General features: G+C 45.0%; 18 protein-coding genes. 7 read left to right on the forward strand and 11 right to left on the reverse strand.

From position 1 onward, the window contains the following. Positions 1-3: 3 nt before the first annotated feature. The 4 genes from HFV01_RS10850 to HFV01_RS10865 all read right to left on the reverse strand — a co-directional run bounded on the left by HFV01_RS10850 (position 4) and on the right by HFV01_RS10865 (position 4,233). The gene (locus HFV01_RS10850) at positions 4-1,695 is read right to left on the reverse strand and encodes a DUF3352 domain-containing protein (RefSeq protein ID WP_193521078.1); all 1,692 of its coding nucleotides are present in this window, start codon (positions 1,693-1,695) and stop codon (positions 4-6) included. A gap of 39 nt (positions 1,696-1,734) precedes the next feature. Beyond that, complete coding sequence (locus HFV01_RS10855; protein WP_006625161.1) at positions 1,735-2,028, reverse strand: hypothetical protein; 294 nt, start codon at positions 2,026-2,028, stop codon at positions 1,735-1,737. A 97-nt stretch (positions 2,029-2,125) separates the two neighbouring features. Beyond that, positions 2,126-3,595, reverse strand: a complete 1,470-nt coding sequence (locus HFV01_RS10860) for an LCP family protein (RefSeq protein WP_434475090.1) — start codon at positions 3,593-3,595, stop codon at positions 2,126-2,128. Positions 3,596-3,843: 248 nt separating this feature from the next. After that, the gene (locus HFV01_RS10865; protein WP_006625163.1) at positions 3,844-4,233 is read right to left on the reverse strand and encodes a hypothetical protein; all 390 of its coding nucleotides are present in this window, start codon (positions 4,231-4,233) and stop codon (positions 3,844-3,846) included. A 176-nt stretch (positions 4,234-4,409) separates the two neighbouring features. Between HFV01_RS10865 and rpe the strand changes: the two genes are divergently transcribed. After that, positions 4,410-5,111 (forward strand): ribulose-phosphate 3-epimerase, encoded by a 702-nt coding sequence (rpe, locus tag HFV01_RS10870; RefSeq protein ID WP_008051461.1) that lies wholly within the window; start codon positions 4,410-4,412, stop codon positions 5,109-5,111. A gap of 211 nt (positions 5,112-5,322) precedes the next feature. Then, positions 5,323-5,943 carry a hypothetical protein gene (locus tag HFV01_RS10875; RefSeq protein WP_006625165.1) on the forward strand — a complete coding sequence of 207 codons (621 nt, stop codon included), beginning with the start codon at positions 5,323-5,325 and terminating at the stop codon, positions 5,941-5,943. A gap of 22 nt (positions 5,944-5,965) precedes the next feature. On the opposite strand, the gene HFV01_RS10880 is transcribed toward HFV01_RS10875, so the two are convergent. Together HFV01_RS10880 and HFV01_RS10885 are read right to left on the reverse strand one after the other, a co-directional pair. After that, positions 5,966-8,203 (reverse strand): CHASE2 domain-containing protein, encoded by a 2,238-nt coding sequence (locus HFV01_RS10880; protein WP_006625166.1) that lies wholly within the window; start codon positions 8,201-8,203, stop codon positions 5,966-5,968. A 3-nt stretch (positions 8,204-8,206) separates the two neighbouring features. Further along, on the reverse strand, positions 8,207-8,968 hold the full coding sequence (locus HFV01_RS10885) for a DUF928 domain-containing protein (protein ID WP_046319438.1): 762 nt from the start codon (positions 8,966-8,968) through the stop codon (positions 8,207-8,209). A 179-nt stretch (positions 8,969-9,147) separates the two neighbouring features. On the opposite strand from HFV01_RS10885, the gene HFV01_RS10890 reads away from it, so the two are divergent. Continuing rightward, a complete protein-coding gene (locus HFV01_RS10890; RefSeq protein WP_006625168.1) occupies positions 9,148-10,497 on the forward strand; it encodes a lysophospholipid acyltransferase family protein in 1,350 nt (449 codons plus the stop codon). A gap of 6 nt (positions 10,498-10,503) precedes the next feature. Here HFV01_RS10890 and HFV01_RS10895 read toward each other — a convergent pair whose 3' ends face one another. From HFV01_RS10895 to HFV01_RS10905, 3 genes are all read right to left on the reverse strand, one after another. After that, positions 10,504-11,340: a hypothetical protein gene (locus HFV01_RS10895; RefSeq protein ID WP_046319440.1), complete on the reverse strand. Its 837-nt coding sequence runs from the start codon at positions 11,338-11,340 to the stop codon at positions 10,504-10,506. Positions 11,341-11,628: 288 nt separating this feature from the next. Then, positions 11,629-12,528, reverse strand: coding sequence for a carbohydrate ABC transporter permease (locus tag HFV01_RS10900; protein WP_193521079.1), 900 nt, complete (start codon positions 12,526-12,528; stop codon positions 11,629-11,631). 28 nt (positions 12,529-12,556) lie between these two features. Next, complete coding sequence (locus HFV01_RS10905) at positions 12,557-13,717, reverse strand: M14 family metallopeptidase (RefSeq protein ID WP_006625171.1); 1,161 nt, start codon at positions 13,715-13,717, stop codon at positions 12,557-12,559. Positions 13,718-13,929: 212 nt separating this feature from the next. Between HFV01_RS10905 and HFV01_RS10910 the strand changes: the two genes are divergently transcribed. Both HFV01_RS10910 and mnmE read left to right on the forward strand, forming a co-directional pair. After that, positions 13,930-16,644 (forward strand): DEAD/DEAH box helicase, encoded by a 2,715-nt coding sequence (locus HFV01_RS10910; RefSeq protein WP_193521080.1) that lies wholly within the window; start codon positions 13,930-13,932, stop codon positions 16,642-16,644. A 113-nt stretch (positions 16,645-16,757) separates the two neighbouring features. Then, a complete protein-coding gene (mnmE, locus tag HFV01_RS10915; RefSeq protein WP_006625173.1) occupies positions 16,758-18,167 on the forward strand; it encodes a tRNA uridine-5-carboxymethylaminomethyl(34) synthesis GTPase MnmE in 1,410 nt (469 codons plus the stop codon). Between the two features lie 7 nt (positions 18,168-18,174). Here mnmE and HFV01_RS10920 read toward each other — a convergent pair whose 3' ends face one another. Further along, positions 18,175-18,891 (reverse strand): TIGR00266 family protein, encoded by a 717-nt coding sequence (locus HFV01_RS10920; RefSeq protein WP_006625174.1) that lies wholly within the window; start codon positions 18,889-18,891, stop codon positions 18,175-18,177. A 75-nt stretch (positions 18,892-18,966) separates the two neighbouring features. Continuing rightward, positions 18,967-20,151, reverse strand: coding sequence for an NAD(P)H-quinone oxidoreductase subunit H (locus HFV01_RS10925; RefSeq protein ID WP_006625175.1), 1,185 nt, complete (start codon positions 20,149-20,151; stop codon positions 18,967-18,969). Between the two features lie 107 nt (positions 20,152-20,258). On the opposite strand from HFV01_RS10925, the gene rsmH reads away from it, so the two are divergent. Then, positions 20,259-21,233 carry a 16S rRNA (cytosine(1402)-N(4))-methyltransferase RsmH gene (gene rsmH, locus HFV01_RS10930; RefSeq protein WP_006625176.1) on the forward strand — a complete coding sequence of 325 codons (975 nt, stop codon included), beginning with the start codon at positions 20,259-20,261 and terminating at the stop codon, positions 21,231-21,233. Positions 21,234-21,858: 625 nt separating this feature from the next. Then, complete coding sequence (locus tag HFV01_RS10935) at positions 21,859-22,986, forward strand: RNA-guided endonuclease InsQ/TnpB family protein (RefSeq protein WP_193521081.1); 1,128 nt, start codon at positions 21,859-21,861, stop codon at positions 22,984-22,986. Positions 22,987-23,106: the final 120 nt, after the last annotated feature.

A 23,106-nucleotide genomic window follows, 5' to 3' on the forward strand; every position in this document is an offset into this window, starting at 1 on the left:
CATCTAATTCTCCTGATTATCAGTAGATACAGCGGCGGATTTTAGATTAACAAATAGGTCATAACGGCTGGTGTGGTTATCGATGACAGCGGTAGTCAAACCGATAGATTGAATAGCATTTACCCAGACTTCTTGTTGAGGGGGTAAAGGGGGTAAAGAAAGGTTTTGGCGATTAAATACCTGTTCAACATTAATATAAAAATTCCCATGTTTAGGACTAAGACTAGAGGGGAAAGTTTGTCGGAATAAAGAACTGGAACTAATGGCGGTTTGAGGTTGTGGTATAATTTGGTTAGCCACAGGAGCGCCCAAATTGACAAAAGCGACATCTCCATCTAACCAACCGCGAAGCACAGTAAAGCCGCCATAGGGAGAAGTCCACTGAACCACAGGCTGACCATTAAGTTGAGCATCACCAACCTGGAAACCGCGACCCCTGAGAATTTGATCTAATTGTTGTAAAGCGTTGTCCGCCGCATTGCGATCGCTCGCCCTAACCATAAACACCAAACCAGCCATAAAGCGTTGAGGGGTGTTAGGATTAGAAATAGCGGGAATTACAGACAGAGAAAACTCCCCATCCATCCAGCTAAGGAAATCTCGCTGCAACTCCATACCAATAGACTCTTGTAAAGTAGCAGCCAAAGCCTGTGGATTAAAAGGAGCGATCGGATTAGCATTAGCCCCCTGATTATAATCACTCCAGAACTGTTTAAGGTTGGTGCCACCGAGAGTCATAATCGCCGTATCTGGGATACGTCTGAGCATTCCATCAGTAGAATTCCCAACAGTGAGTTTTCTATCAGTGTTAGGCCGCAACCAGGAAACCCCCTGAAAATTAATGCCATTATCTCTTAAAATAGCAGTAGTAGCAAAGCCCTGGTGTCGTTTCAATTGTGCCAAACTTTCTGGGGGAATAGGCTGCGCCGCCGTCATAGAAGCCAAAGAAGCAGCGACGGGAATATTCAGATAAACCTGAGCAAAAGCCTGGGAATTTCTAATTTGTTGAATGGCTGCGGAATATCCAGGAGTAGCAGCGAGGGAACTATCACCGTGATAAGTATCGATCGCCCTATCAGTAGCACGAGGGTCATCAGAAACGAGAAGAAACTCTCGACCCAGGACTGCAATAGAATAATTTTGCAATCGTCCTTGAGTTTCAAAGATATCAATTCCCCGGTAGTTACGTTCGAGAATTTCTCCTTGATTTAAAGACTTTCGTGCGGACAAAATTTCTTGAGCGCGGAGAGGATTAGCGATAGGAAGTAATAAGATCCTAGCGGAAGCCATGGGAGACTGACGGGGAGTATCACCGGAGGGGGAAGGCTGACCAGAGACCAAAGCCGGATCAGGCAACCAAGCCATCATCACCTCATTACCAATCCAGGGCTGAATATCTTGCTCAAAATTATAGCCCTGATCAGTAAAAATGCGATCGCGCCACTGAATTAGCAATTGTTCAAAAGCCGCCTGAGACTGTGAAGTGCCATACTGTTGAAGTGTTTGCCATTTTTGTGGCGCAGTAGAAACAGAAACAGCTAACAGCGCATCTTGGGGAACAATATTAGCCCCCAAAGGCACATCTCTAATAGTTCTTCTAGCGGTGAGTGCGAAATAGGCAGCAACCCCACCACCAACCAAAACAGCGATCGCACCTATAGTTACAAGCAGGGACGGTTTATTTTTTGCAAGCATAACTAGCCCATGGGAAATCGAAAAAACTCAGATCTCAGTTCACAGTAGCACTAAATCAATCAAAGTGTAGAAACCTAGAGCCAACAATAGGATAGCAACCAATTGGGTAAGCAGTAAGCGGTTAGAGGGAAAAATCGCCTCTCGAACTAACATAGAAGCCGAAGACCCCATCACATAACTAAGACACAAGACCAAATATGGCCACCGTCCTGTTAAAGCCCACAGCAGCAATAGTGTCATCCCCAACAGTAGCATGAGAACCTCAATAAATTGAGGCGGATTATATTGGGTTAGATAAACCAGATTCTGCCACCAAACTTGCCAAAGTCTCATCAGGTTATCTCGCTGTCAAATTCATCTACTTTCCAGGATAGTCCCTGAACAGACCAGGAAGCAAGGGAACCGGGACAAAAAGGTGTTACCATAGGTTTTAGGGTCCAGACAGTCGCCGTCGGGAGCTGCCGAAATCATCCTCGATCTGTAATTGTGGCTCAGTTTCCTCCTGAAATTTAGCTTCGTATTTTTCCAGCCAATCCAATCCTACCTGAATGGTAATATCGGACTGTAGATGACCGGTACTTTCCACCACAACTTCCCCAAATCCCAAAGCCTCCTGAATAGTTCGTGCGCCTCTGACATCGCCATCTTGAGCAATAATACGGGTGACATCAAGTGGTTGATTCCAGGGTCTTGTCAGTCTCAGATTCCAATATCCCTTACTATTGAGAGAAGACATGAAATCATCAACGGCATAGGAATCATCAGTGCTGTCTTGGATAGCAATTCTCAAATCCCTGGGATCAACATTATCAAAACTCCAACGGTTATGACCAAAATCAAAATGTTTGGTCACCATGGCATCAAGGCGACTATAATCTGCTAGCCAATAACTAGCCCTATACTCTTTCGGGTCACTAAACTGTCCAGGAACCATAAGCATTTGTACATCATCGGGACTCACCTGGGCGGCAAAATTCACCAAAGCCACCAATTCTTCTAAGGTCAAATTTGTATCAATATGAGATTGAATAATGGACACTAACCGAGGTATACGGGAGATGGTACTCACATCTAAAACTTGGTTAATAAAAGAGCGGATCAGCATTTGCTGACGCTGTACCCGACCAATATCACCTAAATTGTCATATCGGAACCGCAAAAACTGTAAAGCACGATCACCATCAAGATGTTGTTCACCCTCTTTCAGATTAATATAAAGATGTTGGCTATCATCTTGATACCTCATATCTTTAGGAACATAAACGGTGACTCCTCCCAAGGCATCAATTAGCTTTTCAACGCCCAAGACATTAACGCGAACGTAGCGATCGATACCGACACCGCCCATCAATTCACTGACGGACTTAGCGCTAAGTGCCGGACCACCATAGTAGTTAGCATCATTAATTTTAGTCATCCCCCGTCCCTTGACAAAAGTACGGGTATCCCTAGGAATAGAAAGAACTTTTAACTTATTAGTATTAGGGTCAAAACGCAACAGAAGCATGGTATCAGAAAGACCCTTAAAGGAGTCTACCACCGCATGATATCCCAGGTCTTCTTCTGGCGGTTCATCTAAATCGGAGGTTAAAACTTTAATACCCAAAACCAGAATATTTACCGGACGAGTTAATTCCGGTAAACGCATATTCACCCGCGCCATTTCACCCTTAGAAAAAACCGCCTCTTGTTCAGGTGTTAACTTTTCCTGCATGAGGGGAGTTGAAGATAAGGAAACAGCCAGCAAGGCTCCGGCCGTTGCCGAAATCATAGCCACTCCAGTTAAACCCATACCAATACCAAGCCATTTGGCGGGGCTAGACCTGGTGAACTTTTTCAGAATAGGTCGAGAAGGTTGAGATCTAAGTGGTTTTTGCCGTTTGATTCGATGATTTGACACAGGCTTCCTCACACACCAATTTTAATATACAAAGAGTTGACAGACACTTCCGAGAAATTTTGAGATCAATTGACTACTCATCAATTGTAGTCTTCGATCGCCCTGGTTAGCAATGGTTAGCTATCAGTAGTGGGTAGATCAATGGGGAGTAATCAGAGCCGCCAGAATAATCCATTCTTTCAGCATCAGCCAGCGCTAACAGGATATACAACTCACCAAAATCTACCGGTCCTGTAATATTAAGAGACTCAGGAGTTAGGGGGATTATCCCGCAGATAACGACGCATAACCTTTTCGGCAAAAGGACTGATTGCTGGCAACCATAGGGGTTTATCTTTCCATAGACGCACCATTAAGCCAAAGTTAACTAAAAAGTAAGTTGTGGTCAGGACACTGCTAGTGAACAACACAGGTAGTTCGGGGATTTCCGCAAGACTAGCACCACCGCGCAAAAGTAAATTGCCAATCAACCAGCTAAATGCTAAAGTCACCACTAAGCGACAGGTAGCGCGTTCTTGGGGTGTACCCTGATGGCGATACAAAGTCCAGATGGCGGGGACAAAGCCCAACACGGGAATTAAATACACAAATTGTTGGATAGATATTCTATCGGTGGGTTGGTAAGGATCATGCCGCATAAGATATCCTCATCTCCAGGCTGATAGGTTGGATGGCTGGGGTCGGTATGGGAAGATATTCCCTAGGGAAATCACCAGCGGGGATGGCAAAAGCACTTTTTTTGTTTGTCCCTTGGGGTCAGCAAATTCTGATACACTGGATAAAAAGACCAGATGTTGGAGGAAACACAATCGCTATGAGCCAATCCCAAAAATCAGTTGTTATCGCCCCATCTATATTATCAGCAGATTTCAGTCGTCTTGGAGAAGAAATTCGCGCCGTTGATGAGGCTGGCGCAGATTGGATTCATGTTGATGTTATGGATGGTCGCTTTGTCCCTAATATTACCATTGGTCCCCTGATTGTTGATGCTATTCGACCGGTTACGAAAAAGCCTCTGGATGTTCACCTGATGATTGTGGAACCAGAGAAGTATGTTGAAGATTTTGCTAAGGCTGGGGCTGATATTATCTCGGTTCACGCTGAACATAATGCTTCCCCCCACCTCCACCGGACTCTCAACCTGATTAGGGAATGTGGTAAACAGTCCGGTGTGGTATTAAATCCTTCTACTCCCCTGGATTTGATTGAGTATGTTTTGGATGTGTGCGATCTGGTGTTGATTATGAGTGTCAACCCCGGTTTCGGAGGTCAGAAGTTTATCCCGACTGTGGTTCCTAAAATTCGTCAACTGCGCCAAATGTGCGATGAGCGGGGTCTTGACCCTTGGATTGAAGTTGATGGCGGCCTGAAGATTGATAATACCTGGCAGGTGTTGGAAGCTGGAGCTAATGCTATTGTGGCAGGTTCGGCGGTGTTTAATGCTGATAATTATTCGGAAGCGATCGCCGGTATTCGTAATAGTAAGCGCCCTACTCCTGAATTAGCGACGGTCTAAAGTCCTAGTTTGAGTGAACTCAGGGGGGGCGTGATCTGGGAGTATCCTACTAGGGACTTGCTAAAATCGCTCCCCCTAATCCCTTGATTCGATAAATGCAATCACACGCCACATAGTGAGTTATTATGGGTGAGCCTTCCTGTTGAGCTACTAAATGTGGACATCGAGTTAGGATTGGCATGGCTTCAGAATCTAGGTTATCTAAGAAAGTATGGCTCAAACACTAATCACATCAGGCATCATCAATCCCCGCCAATGGCCTTTAGCCCGTGTTTGGTTGGAGGTGGCTACTTATCTGGGAGTCCCACCTCGCCAAATCGATCGCCTAGAGTTCTGGACACATCAAATTTGGGTTAAACTCCTAGGGATGAGGGCCACATTAGTTAGTTTTCGGGTTCTCCCTCTGTGGGTGGAACAAGGAATTGCAGCTATTAGGGAGACGCGCGATCGCGATCGCCTAGATCTTCTGGGGGAAATATTTAGCACAGAAATCTCACGCTACTCGAAACACTATAATTCCCCCAAAATAGAAGCGTGGCGATCGGCTTGGGCGGAACAATCCCAGAAACTCAAACAACAAGAACTTATCAGAATTCAGGAAGAAGAAAATCTATCACCCCTTCGCGAACACCAGCAGGCTTGTCAACAATGGCTGGAAGGTTGGCGGGTGATTCTGAAACACTGCCAAAGTCTGGAATCTCTCGATAATTTGGCCCCGGAAATTGAACGACAAATGCCGGAATTTTCCGACTTGGAGGAAGCAGCCACAGCCATGGAAATTTGGAGCGATCGCCGTCAGGAAGTAGCCCAAATTACTGACGGAATTCCTTAATTTTCCCGATACCTAATCTGATTTAGCCTTTAATCATCTGGTAAATATCATTAAGTTTAGCTTCAATTACAGGAGGTTTAGAAGTGAAACGAATATAAAATTTACCCGGTTCTGCTGGTTTTTCTAATACCTTGGCATAGATATCTTCCCGCAGTTCCAAGTTAGATGATTTCAGATTCAGTTTGATGTTAGTTAACACCAGCGGTAAAGAGTCTGTACCATCTTCTGCACCTATTAAAGCACTGCGATCGGAGAGTTGTAATAACCGCCCAGAAAATAGGTTTTCGCCAACGTGCTTACCTTCTAAGACGGTATATTGTAATGATATCGGCTGAGACAAAGAATAAAATATTTCGGTTTCTTTAGGTAAAAATAGGTTATATTTCCCGGCAATTCCAGAGACTTCATAGATAGCTATGGGATTTTTCACCCCCTTGGGTTGTACCAATTTCTTGTCATCAATTTTGACCCAATTAGGAGTAGTACAATTTAGGGTTTCTTCGGAAATAATAATTTGTCCGCCTGTGGTGTAAGACTCGATTCTGTAGGTGAGATTAACATGACTTCCTACAACTCCGTATTTGGTGCGTTTTTCCGAACCCAAATTACCAACGACAACTTCCCCGGTATTAATGCCAATTCCCATTTCTAAAGCTGGTAATTCCCACTTCTCCATTTGTTCATTTACCTGAGCCATAGCCAATTGCATGGCTACGGCACAAGCCACGGCCCTTTCCGGGTCATCTTCGCGCAGGGTAGGCGCACCAAATAACACTAAAATACCATCCCCCATAAATTCATCAATTGTCCCTTGATAATGGGTAATGACATCAGCCATATAGGATAAATAGAAATTCAGCACCTGCACAACTTCTTCCGGTGGTAAGCGTTCAGAAAGCGCGGTAAAACCCCGTAAATCGGAGGTTAAAATAGTGATTTTACGACGTTCTCCACCCATTTTTAATCCCTCTGGGTGTTCCAGCAAATTAGCAACTATTTCATCACTGAGATATCGACCAAAAGTTTTACGGATATCTGATGCTGAACGAGCAATATAAGCAGTAATTACGGCTACAGAACCCACCAAAGCGATGGATGAAGGGACAACAGGCAACCACCAACTGCCTAAAAAAGCGACCCAGGTAAAGCCTAATAAAATACCCCCAGCCAGAACCAAAATCACAACTCTTTTAAATAGGAATTGTCCGACTCTAGTGGGGTCGCGTAGTCGCCAAGTCAAGGTCGCCCCCAGACCAGACCAGAACATAATCAATAGCCACTCGACAACTTCTGGTAAAGTTCTAATCAGAGGTCGATTTTCCAGGGCGGCGCTGATGATTTTACTAACAATATTAGCATGAATTTCTACGCCAGTCATGCGTTGATCAGGCGCTAGGGTGTAGGGGATAGAAAATAAATCTTTCATGCTTTCGCCGACGGAACCAATTAAAATAATGCGATCGCTTCCCCAGTCTGAGGCTACCCGGTTTTCAAAAATATCTCGCATGGAGACAATTTCAAAATGCTGGCTAGGTCCTCGGTAGTTAAGTAAAACTTGATAGCCACCATCATCGGCGCGCACATAACCCCCATCATTCCCCTCAAAAGGAACAAACACGACATCACCAAATTTCCACCAATTATCTGTACCTTCTACAATCTCAACGGAAAAGTCAGGTTCTGCATTTAAATATCTCAGGGCTAAATGAACGGCAAAACTATGGACAGTTTCCCCATTTTCTCTAGGTAAATATAGCAAAGCGCGACGCACCCTATTATCCTGATCAACAATCAGGTCATTCGCCCCAACTTGTCCTCTAGCAGCCAAGGCGGGAGGGGGTCCCACCCGACTAAAAAAGTGATCACCTATAACTTTTTCAATACCAATTAGATTATCTGTAGTTTCAAAAAGCCGCACCAATTGGGAATGGCCAGGTTCAAAGGGTAAATCTCGATAAATATCTAATCCGATTACCCTAGGATTCATGGCATTGAGTCGTTGGATTAACTCAAAATAGACCCCATCTGGTACATAACCCTGACCAATAAATTTAAGGTCATCCTCATCAATACCAACGATGACAATGCGACTATCACGGGCTTCTGGGGGCCGCCAGCGCATATACTGGTCATAGGCCCCCAATTCCAAGGTTTGCAAAACACCAGTTAGCCGTAATAAAATCACGGCTAGGGTGACAGAGGGGGTCGTCACCAGGACAACCCGCCAATTCCAGAATCGTTCTCTAATGGTTTTGAACATTAGTTAGGATGCTTCGATTTCCGAACCCACAGTTTCCTCAGTTTCTGGGGGACAACAGGGGGCGATCGGTTCAGAGGCGATATCTTTTAATCCTACGGACTCCATCAACTGTTCCCAAATTTCGGGATGGGTTTCTCGCAGTCCCAACGCTATCAGGAGAGTTTCCGGCCACATCTGTTGTTCTGCATACAGTATGGCTTGATCAATGGGGTCAGTTTCGGCGGCAATTCTAGCTCTGTGTTCGTCATCTAATTCTATCCGTTCAATAGCCCCGGTGATGGATTCGTCTAAATCCCTTTGATTAGGATCGCAAAATAGGGAAAATTGCCAGGTGTAGGTTTCTCCCACTCTCAAGGAAACGGTTTCCGGTAGGCTAATTTTCATAATAGACCCTTGTGCAGGTGTGGCGAAACTTCCAACATAGACATCGCGACCTTGGCTATCTAGCACCAAAAATTCAGCCTTTTCGGCTTTGGTTTTCGGAACGTACAGGAAAAAGGTGGGATTGGGGGAAGCTGTCTTTAAGACCTCGTAACCTATGGGTAATAGGGGGATGAGAAAATCACTGTTGTTGTCACAAGTGCCATCGACCATGGTGGTGGCATTCCCTCGGGTTCCTCCCCCAGCGGTTGACTGAGGTGGCTGGCGACTTGGACCTTGTGGAAATTCTAGGGCTGTGGTCATGGAAAGGGGAGTTGCGATCGCTAATATAGTAGATGCGATCGCCGTTAACAGTGTCCGCCCACGCCAAAATTTGATTTTCATGTAAAACTATATACCTCCATAATCCGTTGAGCCAATTTACAGACAACTGATGCACTCAACTGATGACCCTAGTTTAATCTTTTCAATTCAAGTTGGTAAAAACAGCACTAATTTATTTTAGAGACTCATAGCATAATCGGCACGTTCCCGAACCTTGTAGTCAAATCCCCTAACATTATATGCCCAAAACTAAAACCTACGCCCAACCCCCCCTAGAATTTCTCCCCCCCAAGTTTAACCCTCTGGTTTTGCGACTGTGCCAGATCTTGATGCCTCTCTGGATGGCCGGGAAAACACCGATCGCTGATATTCAGATAGAACAAGGCGATCGCATCATTGAATTATTCCAACAATTCCAAGCCTCAAAAATTCGCTTCCTCCTTGCTTTTCGTCATCCCAACCCCAATGACCCCATCGCCCTTTCCCAGGTATTTTGGCGACGTATTCCAGCCTTGGCAAAATCTCAGGGTGTCAACCTTCAGGACCCCGTGCATTTTCATTTTATTTATGATCGCGGTATTCCTCTGTGGGCGGGAAATTTCGTGACTTGGTTATTTCCTCAATTGGGCGGCAGTTCCATTTTACGCGGCACGATAGATCGCCCTGGCTTAAAATCTGCCCGCCATTTATTTGTTAACGGTCGTTTCCCCATAGCTGCGGCTCCAGAAGGTGCAACTAACGGCCATAATCAACTAATTAGCCCCCTAGAACCCGGTATCGCCCAAATGGCTTTTTGGTGTGTGGAAGACCTCCACAAACTCCAGCGCACAGAAACAGTTTTGATTGTTCCCCTGGGAGTTCAATACTCTTATGTTCAAGATAACTGGAAAGCCTTAGAGTCCCTGTTAACCGAGATGGAAACAGATTGTGGCTTATCGACATCTAACCATCAGCCTGTTTTTGAGCATTTATATCCCCGTTTAATTAACCTGGGTAACTATTTACTAAATTTGATGGAAAATCTCTATGGTAAATTCTATCATCAAAATATTCCCCAGTCAAGTGATAATCAAGATTTATCCCAGCGCCTCCATTCGCTGCTAGATATCGCGTTAAAGGTTTCTGAAAGCTATTTTGGGATTCAACCTATAGGGGATTTAACTAGCCGTTGTCGCCGTCTGGAACAGGCGGGTTGGGAGTATATATATCGGGAAAACCTCAAGTCTCCAGAAGATTTATCAGCGGTAGATTTAGGACTAGCTAATCGCCTGGCGGAAGAGGCAAGTTTGCGAATGTGGCACATGAGATTAGTGGAAAGTTTTGTAGCGGTGACTGGGGAATATATTAAACAAAATCCCTCGTTCGATCGCTTTGCGGATACGGTAATCATTATTTGGACGGCGATCGCTAGATTAAAAGGCGTTAACCCTAATAAAACCCCCAACTTAGGTAAACAGTTGGTTAAAACTAGAGTGGGTGAACCTATTGCTGTATCCCCACGTTGGGCTAGTTATCAAAGCAGCCGTCGTCAAGCGATCGCTGATTTAACCCAAGATTTACAAATCGCCCTAGAAGAGTTAATTGTTTAGGCAGATTTATTTTAATTTATACTCCCGAAAATTCTCCCTTTCATTACCATTAATCCGTAACACAGCCAAGGGTTGATTTTGTTGATCACGGATTAAATAATACCATTGAAAGCTACTTTTCCCATTCAAGGCTTGCAGAAGTTCCGGTTGTCCCCGAAAGGCGCTTTGAATCGCCTGTTCATATTCCTTAGCCACAATTTGACGTTCAAATCCTTTTTTGGGATTATCAACCCACATAGAATTATAATTCCAGATAATAATATCATCCTGTTGGTCAGGTAAATACAGAGTAATATCATTGACAAAGGATAACTTTTTCACGCTCCTAATTAAATCATCCAAGGTGTCAGGAACATCAGTCCTCGGCGGTTCATTTAATAAAGATACCTGCTGCAAAAACTCATCCCTTAGTTGCTGCATTTGTTCTGTAGCAATGCGTTTAAATACCCGGTTACGATGATTAGTAATCATCAAATTAGCGACAGATAAAACACTAATTAACACAGCAAAAACCGCCACAACTCCCGACATATATAACATATAGGTAGTTTTGGGCGCTTCGCTAACGGTCTCCAACTCCTCTAAACCTCGACTTTTGTTGAGTAAGCCAATAGACTTAACAATTTCTTGAATACCCAACACAAAAGTAATGGCGACACCAAAAACACTCAAGACAATACACCCGGCCATAATTGCCCTTAAAACCTGTTCAACTTGAGGGCTAAAAATATCCCAGTTTAACATATCATCAAAAATGCCTAACACGGCTAATGTCGCGCCTATTACCAACAGACAAACTGTCATCGCTACAGTGAAAGACAGAAGTTTAACTCGTTTTTTCATGGTTTAATCCAGCGACTAGATGTGAGTGTGCTTTTTTTGTCCGAAAATGCTAGGCTATTCGTTAACGTTATGAGGTAATCGACTCAATGACTGAACACGAAATGTTGATGCTAGGTATTCTCCTATTACCAGGTTTGGCATTATCCATCATCATTTTAGGGACTTTTGCGGCTGGCGGTTAATTAGAGATACGCACCCAGGGGACTAAGTGGGGTGATCCCCACCCCTGCTAATTAATAAACAACAGGATTATGGCAAATTCCGCAAGTGTGATTGATCACTTATTGATTATTTGCTGGCTTGGTCTTCCCCAAAAATCTGAAGCTGGAAATAGACTAAGACTAGGGCGATCGCTAACAATAAAGTCGCCGCTGCTGCTGCGTAGCCAAAATCAAACTGGGAAAAAGCCTGTTCGTAAATATAGTAAACCAGTAAATTAGTAGAGTTGAGGGGACCGCCGCCAGTAATTACATAAACTGGTTCAAAACTTCTCAGGGTAAAAATAACTGTAGTGACTGTAGCAAATACTAAGGTAGGTTGGAGACCCGGTAAAGTCACATACCAAAATTTTTGCCAGGGTCCCGCGCCATCAAGTTCCGCCGCTTCATAACGGTTAATGGGAATGGTTTGCAGTCCGGCTAAAAATACCACTAAGTTAAAGCCTAATTGTTTCCAAATACTTAGTAAAATTAAAACTGGCATAGCCCAGACTGTACTACTTAACCAGGGAATTGGATCGAAGCCAATTTGTGATAAAAACCCGTTGACGGGACCATCAGTTTGAAATAGCCATCGCCAACCCAAACCTACGGCGACTAAGGAGGTAATAGAAGGGATAAAATAAGCCGTCCGTAAAAACCCCCTAAACATCAAGGTTTGGTCTAGCATTACAGCTAGGGCGAGGGGGATGACTAAACTCGGAATAACTGTAGCAATGGTAAAGTAAATTGTATTACCAATAACCTGCCAAAAATCAGGACTGACAATTAAGCGCAGATAGTTGGTGAATCCTACAAACTCGACCCCAGACAGGGTAAAACTTCCCTGAGTGAAACTGAGGTAAATTAAATAAATAATCGGCCAGACAATAAATATCGCCATCAGAAATAAGGCGGGAGTTAGGAACACCCAGGCGGCTACTGATTCTTGATCTAAGGTTAACTTGGGGGTTGATTTTTTAGGATTCATATAATAGGGTATGGGGAATATTCATTGATTAAGTAAGATTAGTTTTATCTGCTGGAGTTTCCATGACTGATAAAACATAATCAAACTCATTAACACTGTGGTTGGTGGCGATATCGAAGACTACACCATCAGCTTCGGCGTAGACGGGGATAATTGTGGATGTTTGTTTATCTTTGTGGAAGGATAGTATATCATAGATTTTACTGTCTTTGGTAATGGCATCGCCAATGTTAATACAATTTTTAAACATACCGCCCTGGGGCGCATAGTATTTTTTTATCTGAGTTTTGGGAATCAGTTTAATGGGATAATTAGCGGTTTGCGGCTGGGGGAAACCTTCAATCTTTAACATACCTTTAGCGGCGAGATAATTTTTAATACCGATTAATCCGCGATTGACTGACTCTGGGTTCATGGTCATACCTGACCCTAATTCGAGAGTCCAAGATTCAATGTCAAAAATTAGGGGTTTTCCTAAAAGTTTTAATTGCTGTTCTAGGGCTAACCAAGGTTTGAAAAAAGCCTCGTCAAAAGCATCTCCATCATATTCATTCATCCAAATACCATAATCTAACAAAAAGGCCCTGGCGCTTTCTTCTCGACTATGGAAACAATACAAATAATCGATCGCTTGATTAGTGGAACTGTGCAAATCCATGACATAATCGGCATCAAGGCACAGGGATTGTAGTTGATAGCGGTAATATTCCCCGTAGGTCAGGCGACTGTTACTCTGGATTTTATGATCATGTAAATCGTGGAATTTTGCCAGGATTGTTTGCCGATAGTTGGCGATAATTTCTGGGGGGGTTAAATGCTGGTTAGCCCGGGCAAAACTGGCGATATCATCCCCGGTTTTTTGATAATCCCAAAAAATCCGATTCCAATCTTTGCCATCATAAACATGATAGCGACCATCAGAAAAATGGTGCGATCGCTGATTAACTCCTAGGGGATTACAAACCGGGACTAACCAAATTTCCCCGACCAATTGGGATGGGTCTAAATGAGACAAAAACCCAATCAAATGGTGAATTACCTCATTGCCACTAATTTCCGCGCCGTGCAAATTAGACTGTATATAGGCTTTTTTGCCAGGGTCTGCACCCTGAAACCGATAAACCTGTAACCCCAGGCGATCGCCCGAAGCCAACTGCAATAACGGAATAGTCGAAATTGTCGGTATCATTATGACACACACCCGATAGTATAATCTCAAACCTGTATCAAGACCCAGGGAGCCTGGGCAACTCCTGATTTTCAGGGAAAGGTTACAATAGCCTGATAGGTTAGTGCCAGCATCTAGCTGGCTTGGTAAAAGCGTCCAGCTAGGTTGGTAACTCACCAGCTTGGTAACAAAATCATTTAACTTATTTGTTCATTTTCTGAAAACATTACCCTGTGTCAAATCCTATCCAAAACAGCCCCAAACTCGATTTAAGTGATCTATTCCCTTTTGAACTCGACGATTTTCAGAAGGAGGCGATCGCCGCTTTAGACGAGGGAAAATCCGTAGTAGTATGCGCCCCCACCGGTGCCGGAAAAACCCTAATTGGGGAATATTCCATCCATCGCGCCCTCGCCAACGGTCGCCGAGTCTTCTACACCACACCCCTAAAAGCCCTCTCCAATCAGAAATTAAGAGATTTTCGGGAACAATTCGGTGATGAGATGGTGGGACTACTCACCGGGGATATCTCCTTTCATAGGGATGCCCCCATTTTAGTAATGACCACAGAAATTTTCCGAAATATGCTCTATGGTACTCCCATAGGTCAAGTAGGCACTTCCCTAGAAGGAGTGGAAGCCGTAGTCCTTGACGAGTGCCACTACATGAATGATAGACAGCGCGGCACTGTTTGGGAAGAATCAATCATCTACTGTCCTCGAAATATACAACTGTTAGCCTTATCGGCTACTGTAGACAACCAACAGCAACTCACCGATTGGATCAGAAGAGTTCACGGTCCGACAGAATTAATATCTTCCGATTCTCGTCCAGTCCCAGTAGAGTTCTACTTTTGCAATAGCAAAGGGATGTTTCCCCTTCTCGATGGTAGCAAACGCCGCATCAGTCCATCATTAGCCAAAAGCAGTAGAGCGCGTCAGCGTGGCGGTTATAACCGCAAAAGCAGTGTACCGGAAATAGCCGATATTGTATCGCGACTGCAACAACGGGATATGTTACCGGCCATTTATTTTATATTTAGCCGTCGTGGGTGCGATCGCGCTGTGGGTGATGTTAGCCATCTATCCCTAGTCAACCGAAAAGAGGCGGCTATTTTACGCGATCGCATTGACCGTTTCATCAAAGACACCCCCGGTGCGGCTCGTCCCAAACAACTCGAACCCCTCGCCAAAGGCATTGCATCCCACCACGCCGGACTACTTCCCGCCTGGAAAATGTTTGTAGAAGAACTATTTCAGGAAGGACTCATTAAAGTAGTTTTCGCCACCGAAACCCTAGCCGCTGGCATAAATATGCCCGCCCGCACCACAGTAATTTCTAGCCTATCCAAGCGCACAGACGACGGTCATCGCCTCCTGAGAGCCTCCGAATTTTTGCAAATGTCAGGACGTGCGGGACGGCGCGGCATGGACACCATCGGCCATGTAGTGACCGTAGAAACCCCTTTTGAGGGAGCCCAGGAAGCAGCCTATTTAGCCACATCCAAACCCAACCCCCTAGTGAGTCAATTTAGCCCCAGTTATGGCATGGTCCTGAACCTGTTGCAGACTCACAGCCTAGAAGAGGCAAAAAACCTAGTTGAATCCAGTTTTGGTCAGTATACGTCCACCATACATTTAGTTCCCGCAGAACAATATATTAAAAACCTAGAAGCAAAACTAGCGGAAGTTGAAGCCGAATTAGGGTTAGGAGAGGACTTAGACATCAATACCCTAGAAGAAACCCTAGCTGACTATGAAAAGCAGCAGCAACGCCTCAAGCAGGAAAAACGACTGTTAAAAACCCTGCAAAAACAAGCACGAGAAGCCCACACCCAAAAAATGGCGGAAGCCCTCGACTTGGCAGAAGTTGGTACTTTGGTCAGCCTCCGGGGTAAGCACGTCCCCACCGCCCGCAAGTCAGACTCAGAGCCAATTTCCGCCGTACTGGTTGCCCAAACTCCTAGCCCTGGACAAGCGCCCTATTTCATAGTTTTGGGGCGAGATAACCGTTGGTATATAGTGGGTGCTATGGATGTGGTTAGTTTACAGGCTGAACTTCCTAGGCTGACCTGGGCAGATCATTTGGAAATGCCAGAAATGCAGTTTAAATTAGGACAATCACGACGGGGAGATGAAATAACTGAAGCGCTGGCTGTACAAATTCCAGAACTGTTGGTGGAAGATACCGCCCCAGAGGTAGCTAATCAAATAACTCGCATTGAACAGGTGGAGGAAATTTTAGCTACACACCCCGCCGAAAAGTTCGGGAAACCTCAAAAAATCCTCAAACGCTTGCGCCGTCGGAAGGCTATTCAGAAGGAAATTGTTGATTATCAGGAGGAGTTGCGTCAATATTTAGAACGCAATTGGCGGGAATTTCTGAATCTGATTGACATTTTACAAGAGTTTGAGGCTTTGGATGATTTGCAGCCAACTAAGTTGGGACAGGCGACAGCAGCCCTGCGAGGGGATAATGAGTTGTGGTTGGGGTTGGTGCTAATGTCGGGAGAATTTGATAACCTAGAGCCTTATAATTTGGCTGGTGCTTGTTCTGCTTTGGTCACTGAGGTTTCTCGGTCTGATAGTTGGACTCATTATCAGCTTTCGGAGGTGGTACAGGAAACTTTGAACCGCCTCTGGTCTTTGCGTAGATCTCTGATTAAGGTTCAAGGTCGCCACCATGTAGAGTTTTTGGTGCTTCCTGAACGCCGAGAACATCAGCGCCTCAGTGCTATTCTTGAACAGTGGGCTGGTGGGGTAGAATGGGCGGAATTGGTGAAAAATACCACTCTTGATGAAGGGGATATTGTCAGGATTATCAGACGCACTCGAGATTTTCTCTCGCAAATTCCCCATGTTCCTCACCTCAGTAGCACGCTGAAAGATAATGCGATCGAGGCTAAAAATTTAATCGATCGCTTCCCGGTTAATGAGGGTGTGCAGTAAAGGGATCATGGATGATTTTGGCTTCCTCTCCCTTCTGGGGAGGGAGGCTAGATGATGGCTAGATGTCGCCCCTACAACTTACTTGATAATGGGTAATATTGGTTATTACGAAAATGTCTCCAATTTCCACCAAAACTGAAACTATTGCAGCGATCGCCACCGCCATTGTACCACAACAGGGCAGTATTGGCATTGTCAGAATGTCTGGCTCGGAAGCTGTCGCGATCGCTAAAACCCTATTTAAAGCCCCAGGAAATCAGCCCTGGTCAAGTCACCGCATTCTCTATGGTTATATCCATCATCCCCACACACAGCAACTCGTCGATGAGGCTTTATTGCTATTAATGCTCGCTCCCCGCTCCTACACCCGCGAAGATGTGGTAGAATTTCACTGTCACGGTGGTATTATCCCCGTTCAACAGGTCCTACAGCTTTGTTTACAAGCGGGAGCCAGACTAGCCACCCCTGGAGAGTTTACCCTGCGGGCGTTTCTCAATGGGCGACTAGACTTGACTCAAGCTGAGAGTGTCGCTGAACTGGTTGGGGCTAAGTCTCCCCAGGCTGCTAGTGCGGCTTTGGCTGGACTGCGGGGAAAATTGGCGGCTCCCATACATCATCTGCGATCGCTCTGTTTAGATATTTTAGCAGAAATTGAAGCCAGGGTCGATTTTGAAGAAGATTTACCCCCCTTAAATGAATCGGAAATTATCCACCAATTGCAAGAAGTCTTACAGCAATTAACGGATATATTAGACACAGCAGATAGGGGAGAACTCTTACGCACAGGTTTAAAAGTGGCAATTGTCGGTCGTCCTAATGTGGGGAAATCTAGCTTATTAAATGCTTGGAGTCGTAGCGATCGCGCCATTGTCACAGACCTACCGGGAACCACTAGAGATGTGGTAGAGTCTCAGCTAGTGGTCGGTGGTATTCCCATTCAAGTTCTCGATACGGCTGGGATTCGTAAATCTGATGATAAAGTGGAACAAATTGGGGTAGAAAGGTCACAGATAGCGGCTCAATCAGCGGATTTGGTATTATTTACCCTCGACTGTGAAAACGGCTGGACAGAAGCGGAAAATGAGATTTATCAGCAGGTCAAAAATCGACCGATAATTATAGTGATGAATAAAAGCGATCGCCTATCCTCAGCACAGCTAGAAAATTTACGTCAATCTATTATTAACCAACTGGACATTAAACCCTCGTTAATTATTGCGACCGCCGCCACTCTTAATCAAGGGATTACCGATTTAGAAGAGAGTATCCTTAACGCTGTTCACACCGAAAACCTACAATCAGCTAATCTGGAATTTGCCATTAACCAGCGTCAAGCAGCAGCCCTTACCCGCGCGAAAATAGCCCTAGAACAAGTGGAAAACACCATAAGCGATCGTCTACCCTTTGACTTTTGGACTATCGACCTACGCGGCGCAATTCACGCCCTAGGAGAAGTCACCGGAGAGGAAGTTACCGAATCAGTATTAGACCGGATTTTCAGTCGATTTTGTATTGGGAAATAATCAACAATCATCCATCATTACTGACAGGAGGGAGAGTAATCATAGAATTAATGCGATCGGCAAGTCGAGAGAATGGTAAACTTTGAACAATCACAATACCCGGTCCCGTCATTTTCGCCAAAAATAAGCCTTCCCCACCAAATAACGCATTACGAAAGCCACCCACAAATTGAATATCATAGCGCACCGAGGGAGAAAAAGCCACCAAACACCCCGTATCAACTCGCAAAGTTTCCCCAGGTTGTAAATTTTTTTGAATCATCGCCCCTCCCGCTTGAATAAAAGCCAGACCATCCCCTTTTAGTCGTTGCAGAATAAATCCCTCTCCCCCAAAGAAACCAGCCCCTAATTTCTTAGTAAATGCCACATTAATTTCCGTACCATTAGCCGCACACAAAAACGCATCTTTTTGGCACAAAAATTCGCCACCAATTTGAGCTAAATCAACCGGAATAATTTGCCCTGGTGAAGTCGCAGCAAAACCGACCCTAGAACGTTGTTTCCCATTATTTAAAAACGTAGTAATAAAGAAACCTTCTCCAGTAAGCATCCTTTTAAAACCAGAGAATAAGCCCCCTTTTCCCATACCCGTTTGCATTTGAATACCATCTTCCATATAGGTCATGGTTCCCACTTCTGCTTGAACTCCCTCACCGGGGTCTAGTTCAATTTCCACCAATTGCAAATCATTACCATAGATTTTGTAATCAATTACATCAGCCATAAGTAAAAACACCGTAAAAAGCCACTATTGAGGGCAAGCCCGAAGACTTGCCCCTGTATGTCAAGGGAAATGAGATTAGCGGTCTACTGACCCCATAATAATATCTACACTTCCCAAAATCGCCACAATATCAGCCACTTTTTCACCTTTAACTAAATCGGGAAAAATTTGCAAATTATTAAAGTCTGCTGCCCGAATTTTAAACCGCCAGGGGAAAACATTATCATCACCGATAATATAAATGCCCAATTCTCCTTTACCGCTTTCCACCCGCACATAATGTTCTCCAGAAGGAATCTTAAAAGTCGGAGCAATTTTTTTCCCAATAAACTGGTAATCAAAATTATTCCACTCAGACTTAGGCCCTCCCATCATCCGTTGTGCCTCTAAATTCTCGTAGGGACCCCCAGGAAGACCATCTAAGGCCTGGCGAAGAATTTTAACAGATTCCCGCATTTCCCGAATTCGCACCACATAACGGGCGAGGCAGTCCCCGGCAGTTTCCCAGTGAACATCCCAATCAAAATCATCGTAACACTCATAATGATCCACCTTACGAAGATCCCAATCAACCCCAGAAGCGCGCAACATAGGGCCAGATAGTCCCCAGTTAATCGCTTGTTCACGGGTAATAACTCCCAAACCCTCAATACGGCGGCGGAAAATCGGGTTATTGGTGATTAGTTTTTCATACTCATCAACTTTGGGGAGAAAATAATCGCAGAAATCGTGGCATTTATCAACCCAACCATAGGGAAGGTCGGCGGCGACTCCACCAATGCGGAAGTAGTTGTTATTAACCATGCGATAGCCAGTAGCAGCTTCCCAAAGGTCATAAATCATTTCCCTTTCCCGGAAGATGTAGAAGAAGGGAGTTTGCGCCCCTAAATCTGCCAGAAATGGTCCTAACCAGAGTAAATGATTGGCGATCCGGTTTAACTCTAACATGATTACCCGGATGTACTGGGCACGTTTGGGAACCTCAATATTAGCCAGCATTTCCGGGGCGTTGACTGTTACCGCTTCATTGAACATCCCGGCGGCATAATCCCAACGGCTAACGTAGGGAACATACATGACATTAGTCCGGTTTTCGGCGATTTTTTCCATGCCCCGATGTAGGTAGCCGATGACTGGCTCACAGTCTACTACATCCTCGCCATCAAGGGTGACAATTAGCCTCAACACTCCGTGCATGGAGGGGTGATGAGGTCCCATGTTGATGACCATGGGTTCGGTGCGAGTTTCGATTCTGCTCATATCGTTTTTGATCGCGCTAGAGTTTATGATGGTCTTATAGTCTCGTCAAATCTGCGTAACTTGCCGATTAATTTGAGTTTCCTTTAACTGATTATAGGTATTTTGGGGTGTCTGAGAAAGGTAGAGATTTGGATAATGTGGAATTCGGTGGGAAATTTGTCCATATTCCGGTTCTGGGGCGGGAGTTAATTGAGGGGTTAGCAGTCCAGGAGGGTGGTCACTATCTCGATGCTACGGTTGGCGGCGGGGGACATACAAGGATGATTTTTCAAGCAGCCCCTAATGTGCGAGTGACAGCCATTGACCGTGATTTAGAAGCGATCGCCGCTGCCAAGTCCATGTTAATGGATACTATCGGTAATTGTGGCGCGCGCCTGAAATTTTGGCACGGAAACTTTAGCCAATATCCATCGAGTCCCTCACAATTTGACGGCATCATAGCCGATTTAGGGGTGAACTCCCATCAACTCGATACCCCAGGACGAGGATTTAGTTTCCGTCATTGTGGACCATTAGATATGCGAATGAACCCACAAGACCCCCTCAGCGCCGCCGAAATCATTAACACCTGGGACGAAAAACAACTGGCTGACATCTTTTATACCTACGGCGAAGAAAGGCTATCTCGGCGCATAGCAAGGCAGATTGTCGAAAAACGCCCCTTTCAGACCACCGAACACCTCGCTAATGCGATCGCCAATTGTGTACCCTCCAAGTACCGTTATGGGCGAATACACCCAGCTACCAGAGTTTTTCAAGCCCTACGCATAGCCGTTAACGGAGAACTAACCGCCCTAGAAACCTTCCTAGAAACCGCCCCCACCTGGCTCAAACCCCGAGGACGTATCGGCATCATCAGTTTCCACAGCCTAGAGGACAGACCAGTTAAACACGGATTTCGCCATCATCCCCTACTGAAAGTCTTAACCAAAAAACCCATAACTCCCCAGCCAGATGAAATTAACCAAAATCCTCGCGCCCGTTCCGCTAAACTTAGATTAGCCGAAAGAAGTGCAAGTCAGCACCCCCGGCTGAAGCACGGGGGCTTCGTGCCCCCCTTTCAGGTAGCTGACCAGCTATAGCCTTAACTGGCTCCGTTCAGAGCAAGAGTTAAAGTTCCTACCCGGGAATGCGTGCTAGTTCCAGGCCCTAGAACCGAATCGTTAAACATCTCTAAGGGGTTAAGGACGTGCGATTTGGATAGTACCGACTCTGAACATTGGCGTTCGCGCAGCGTGCGCGTTAGCGCAAGCGCAAACATTACCCCGCAAGGGAGTCGGAGCCAACCATAGCTCCATGGAGGGGCAACCATACCCCTCCACCCCGCAAGGGGGTGCTGGCGGCGGTCAGCCGCTTGAGTCGGTTTTCCTCTCCGTGATCAATCACGGAGCTTCCAACCCTCCCAGGAGTTTTACGTGAAACAACCCCCCCTTTTCCGAGGACCCGGCGTGAACTGGATCATCCTTAGCACGCCAGTGTCCGACCCCACTCAAGCAGCCGTCCTATCCCTTCCCCTACCTGTACCAAGGTATTCGTTTCTCGGAGCCAGAATTTAATCCAAGATTTGCTTGACATCTTAGGACAATAAGCTACAATACCCAAAAAGATTCGCAACTCAATAATGAGTATACGGTCAAACCCCAGACCATGCCAAATTTCCTTGACGACATACTCATCAAGTCGGATTCTTCATGGTAAAATCCAATCATGCCTTACAAAGCTTTCCGGACAAAACTAAAACTCAATGACCGTCATCGCACCTTGATGGCCAAACACGCGGGGTATGCTCGATTTGTGTTCAATTGGGGATTACACTTATGGATGTCAGCTTATGAAGAGGGACTCAAGCCTAACGTCAACTCCATCAAAAAGGTTTTTACTCATTATGTGAAACCTCAATATCCTTGGATGTCCGAATTGTCTTCTAAAGTTGATCAATATGCCTTCATTAATCTAGGGGATGCCTTTAAGCGCTTCTTCAAGGGAATAAGCAGTTATCCTAAATTTAAGAAGAAAGGCCACCATGATAGTTTTACGCTTGACAATTCCGGAAAGCCATTCAAGTTGTCAGGAACTCGCCATAAGCTGCCTTTTGTGGGCTGGGTTTCTACATTTGAGGCTCTACCACCCAGTCTAGTTAAGAAAGTCACTATAACGCGCCAAGCAGGTGACTGGTATATGAGCTTTTTCGTAGAAATCAGACCAGAAATCACACCGAAATTCCGAGAGAGAATCGGGGTAGACCTAGGAATTAACAATTTGGCGACTTGCTCCGATGGGACCCAATTCTCTAATCCCAAGGCTTATAAAGCAGCCACCAAAAAACTAGCCAGATTACAACGCCATTTAAGTCGCAAAGTCAAAGGCTCAAAAAATCGGGCTAAATGTCTCTTAAAAGTTCAAAAGCTACATCAAAGAGTCGCTAATATTCGCCGTGACACGATTCATAAAATAACTACTTTTTTGGCTAAAAACCACAGCCAAGTAGTCATTGAAGATTTGAATGTGTCAGGTATGCTGAAAAATCATTGTTTGGCGGGTTCTATCGCTGATGCTTCATTTTATGAGTTCCGTCGTCAACTAGGTGACAAGGCAGAACGTTATGGTTCAAAGTTGATTATTGCCGATAGATTTTATCCATCCAGTCAACTGTGTTCTAATTGCGGTTATCGTCAAAAAATGCCCCTAGTCCGTCGGACTTTTGAATGTCCAAACTGTGGCCTGAAGATTGATAGAGATTTGAACGCCAGTATAAATTTAGAAAAATCGCCTGGTTCAGACGATTACACTTGTGGACGGGGTGCTGCCGACAGTCCCGGACGAAGCCAGAAATAAACGTCAATATCCGGCTATGTCCGGTTTTGTTTAAGTTTTATAGAGCAGATTATTTAATGAGACTTTAAACCCAGTTTTTCGGTAAGATGTTTAAGATGCCTGATTGATCTAGGAGAAACG

Origin of the sequence: Limnospira fusiformis SAG 85.79 (assembly GCF_012516315.1) — a bacterium.
Taxonomy (GTDB): Bacteria; Cyanobacteriota; Cyanobacteriia; order Cyanobacteriales; family Microcoleaceae; genus Limnospira; species Limnospira fusiformis.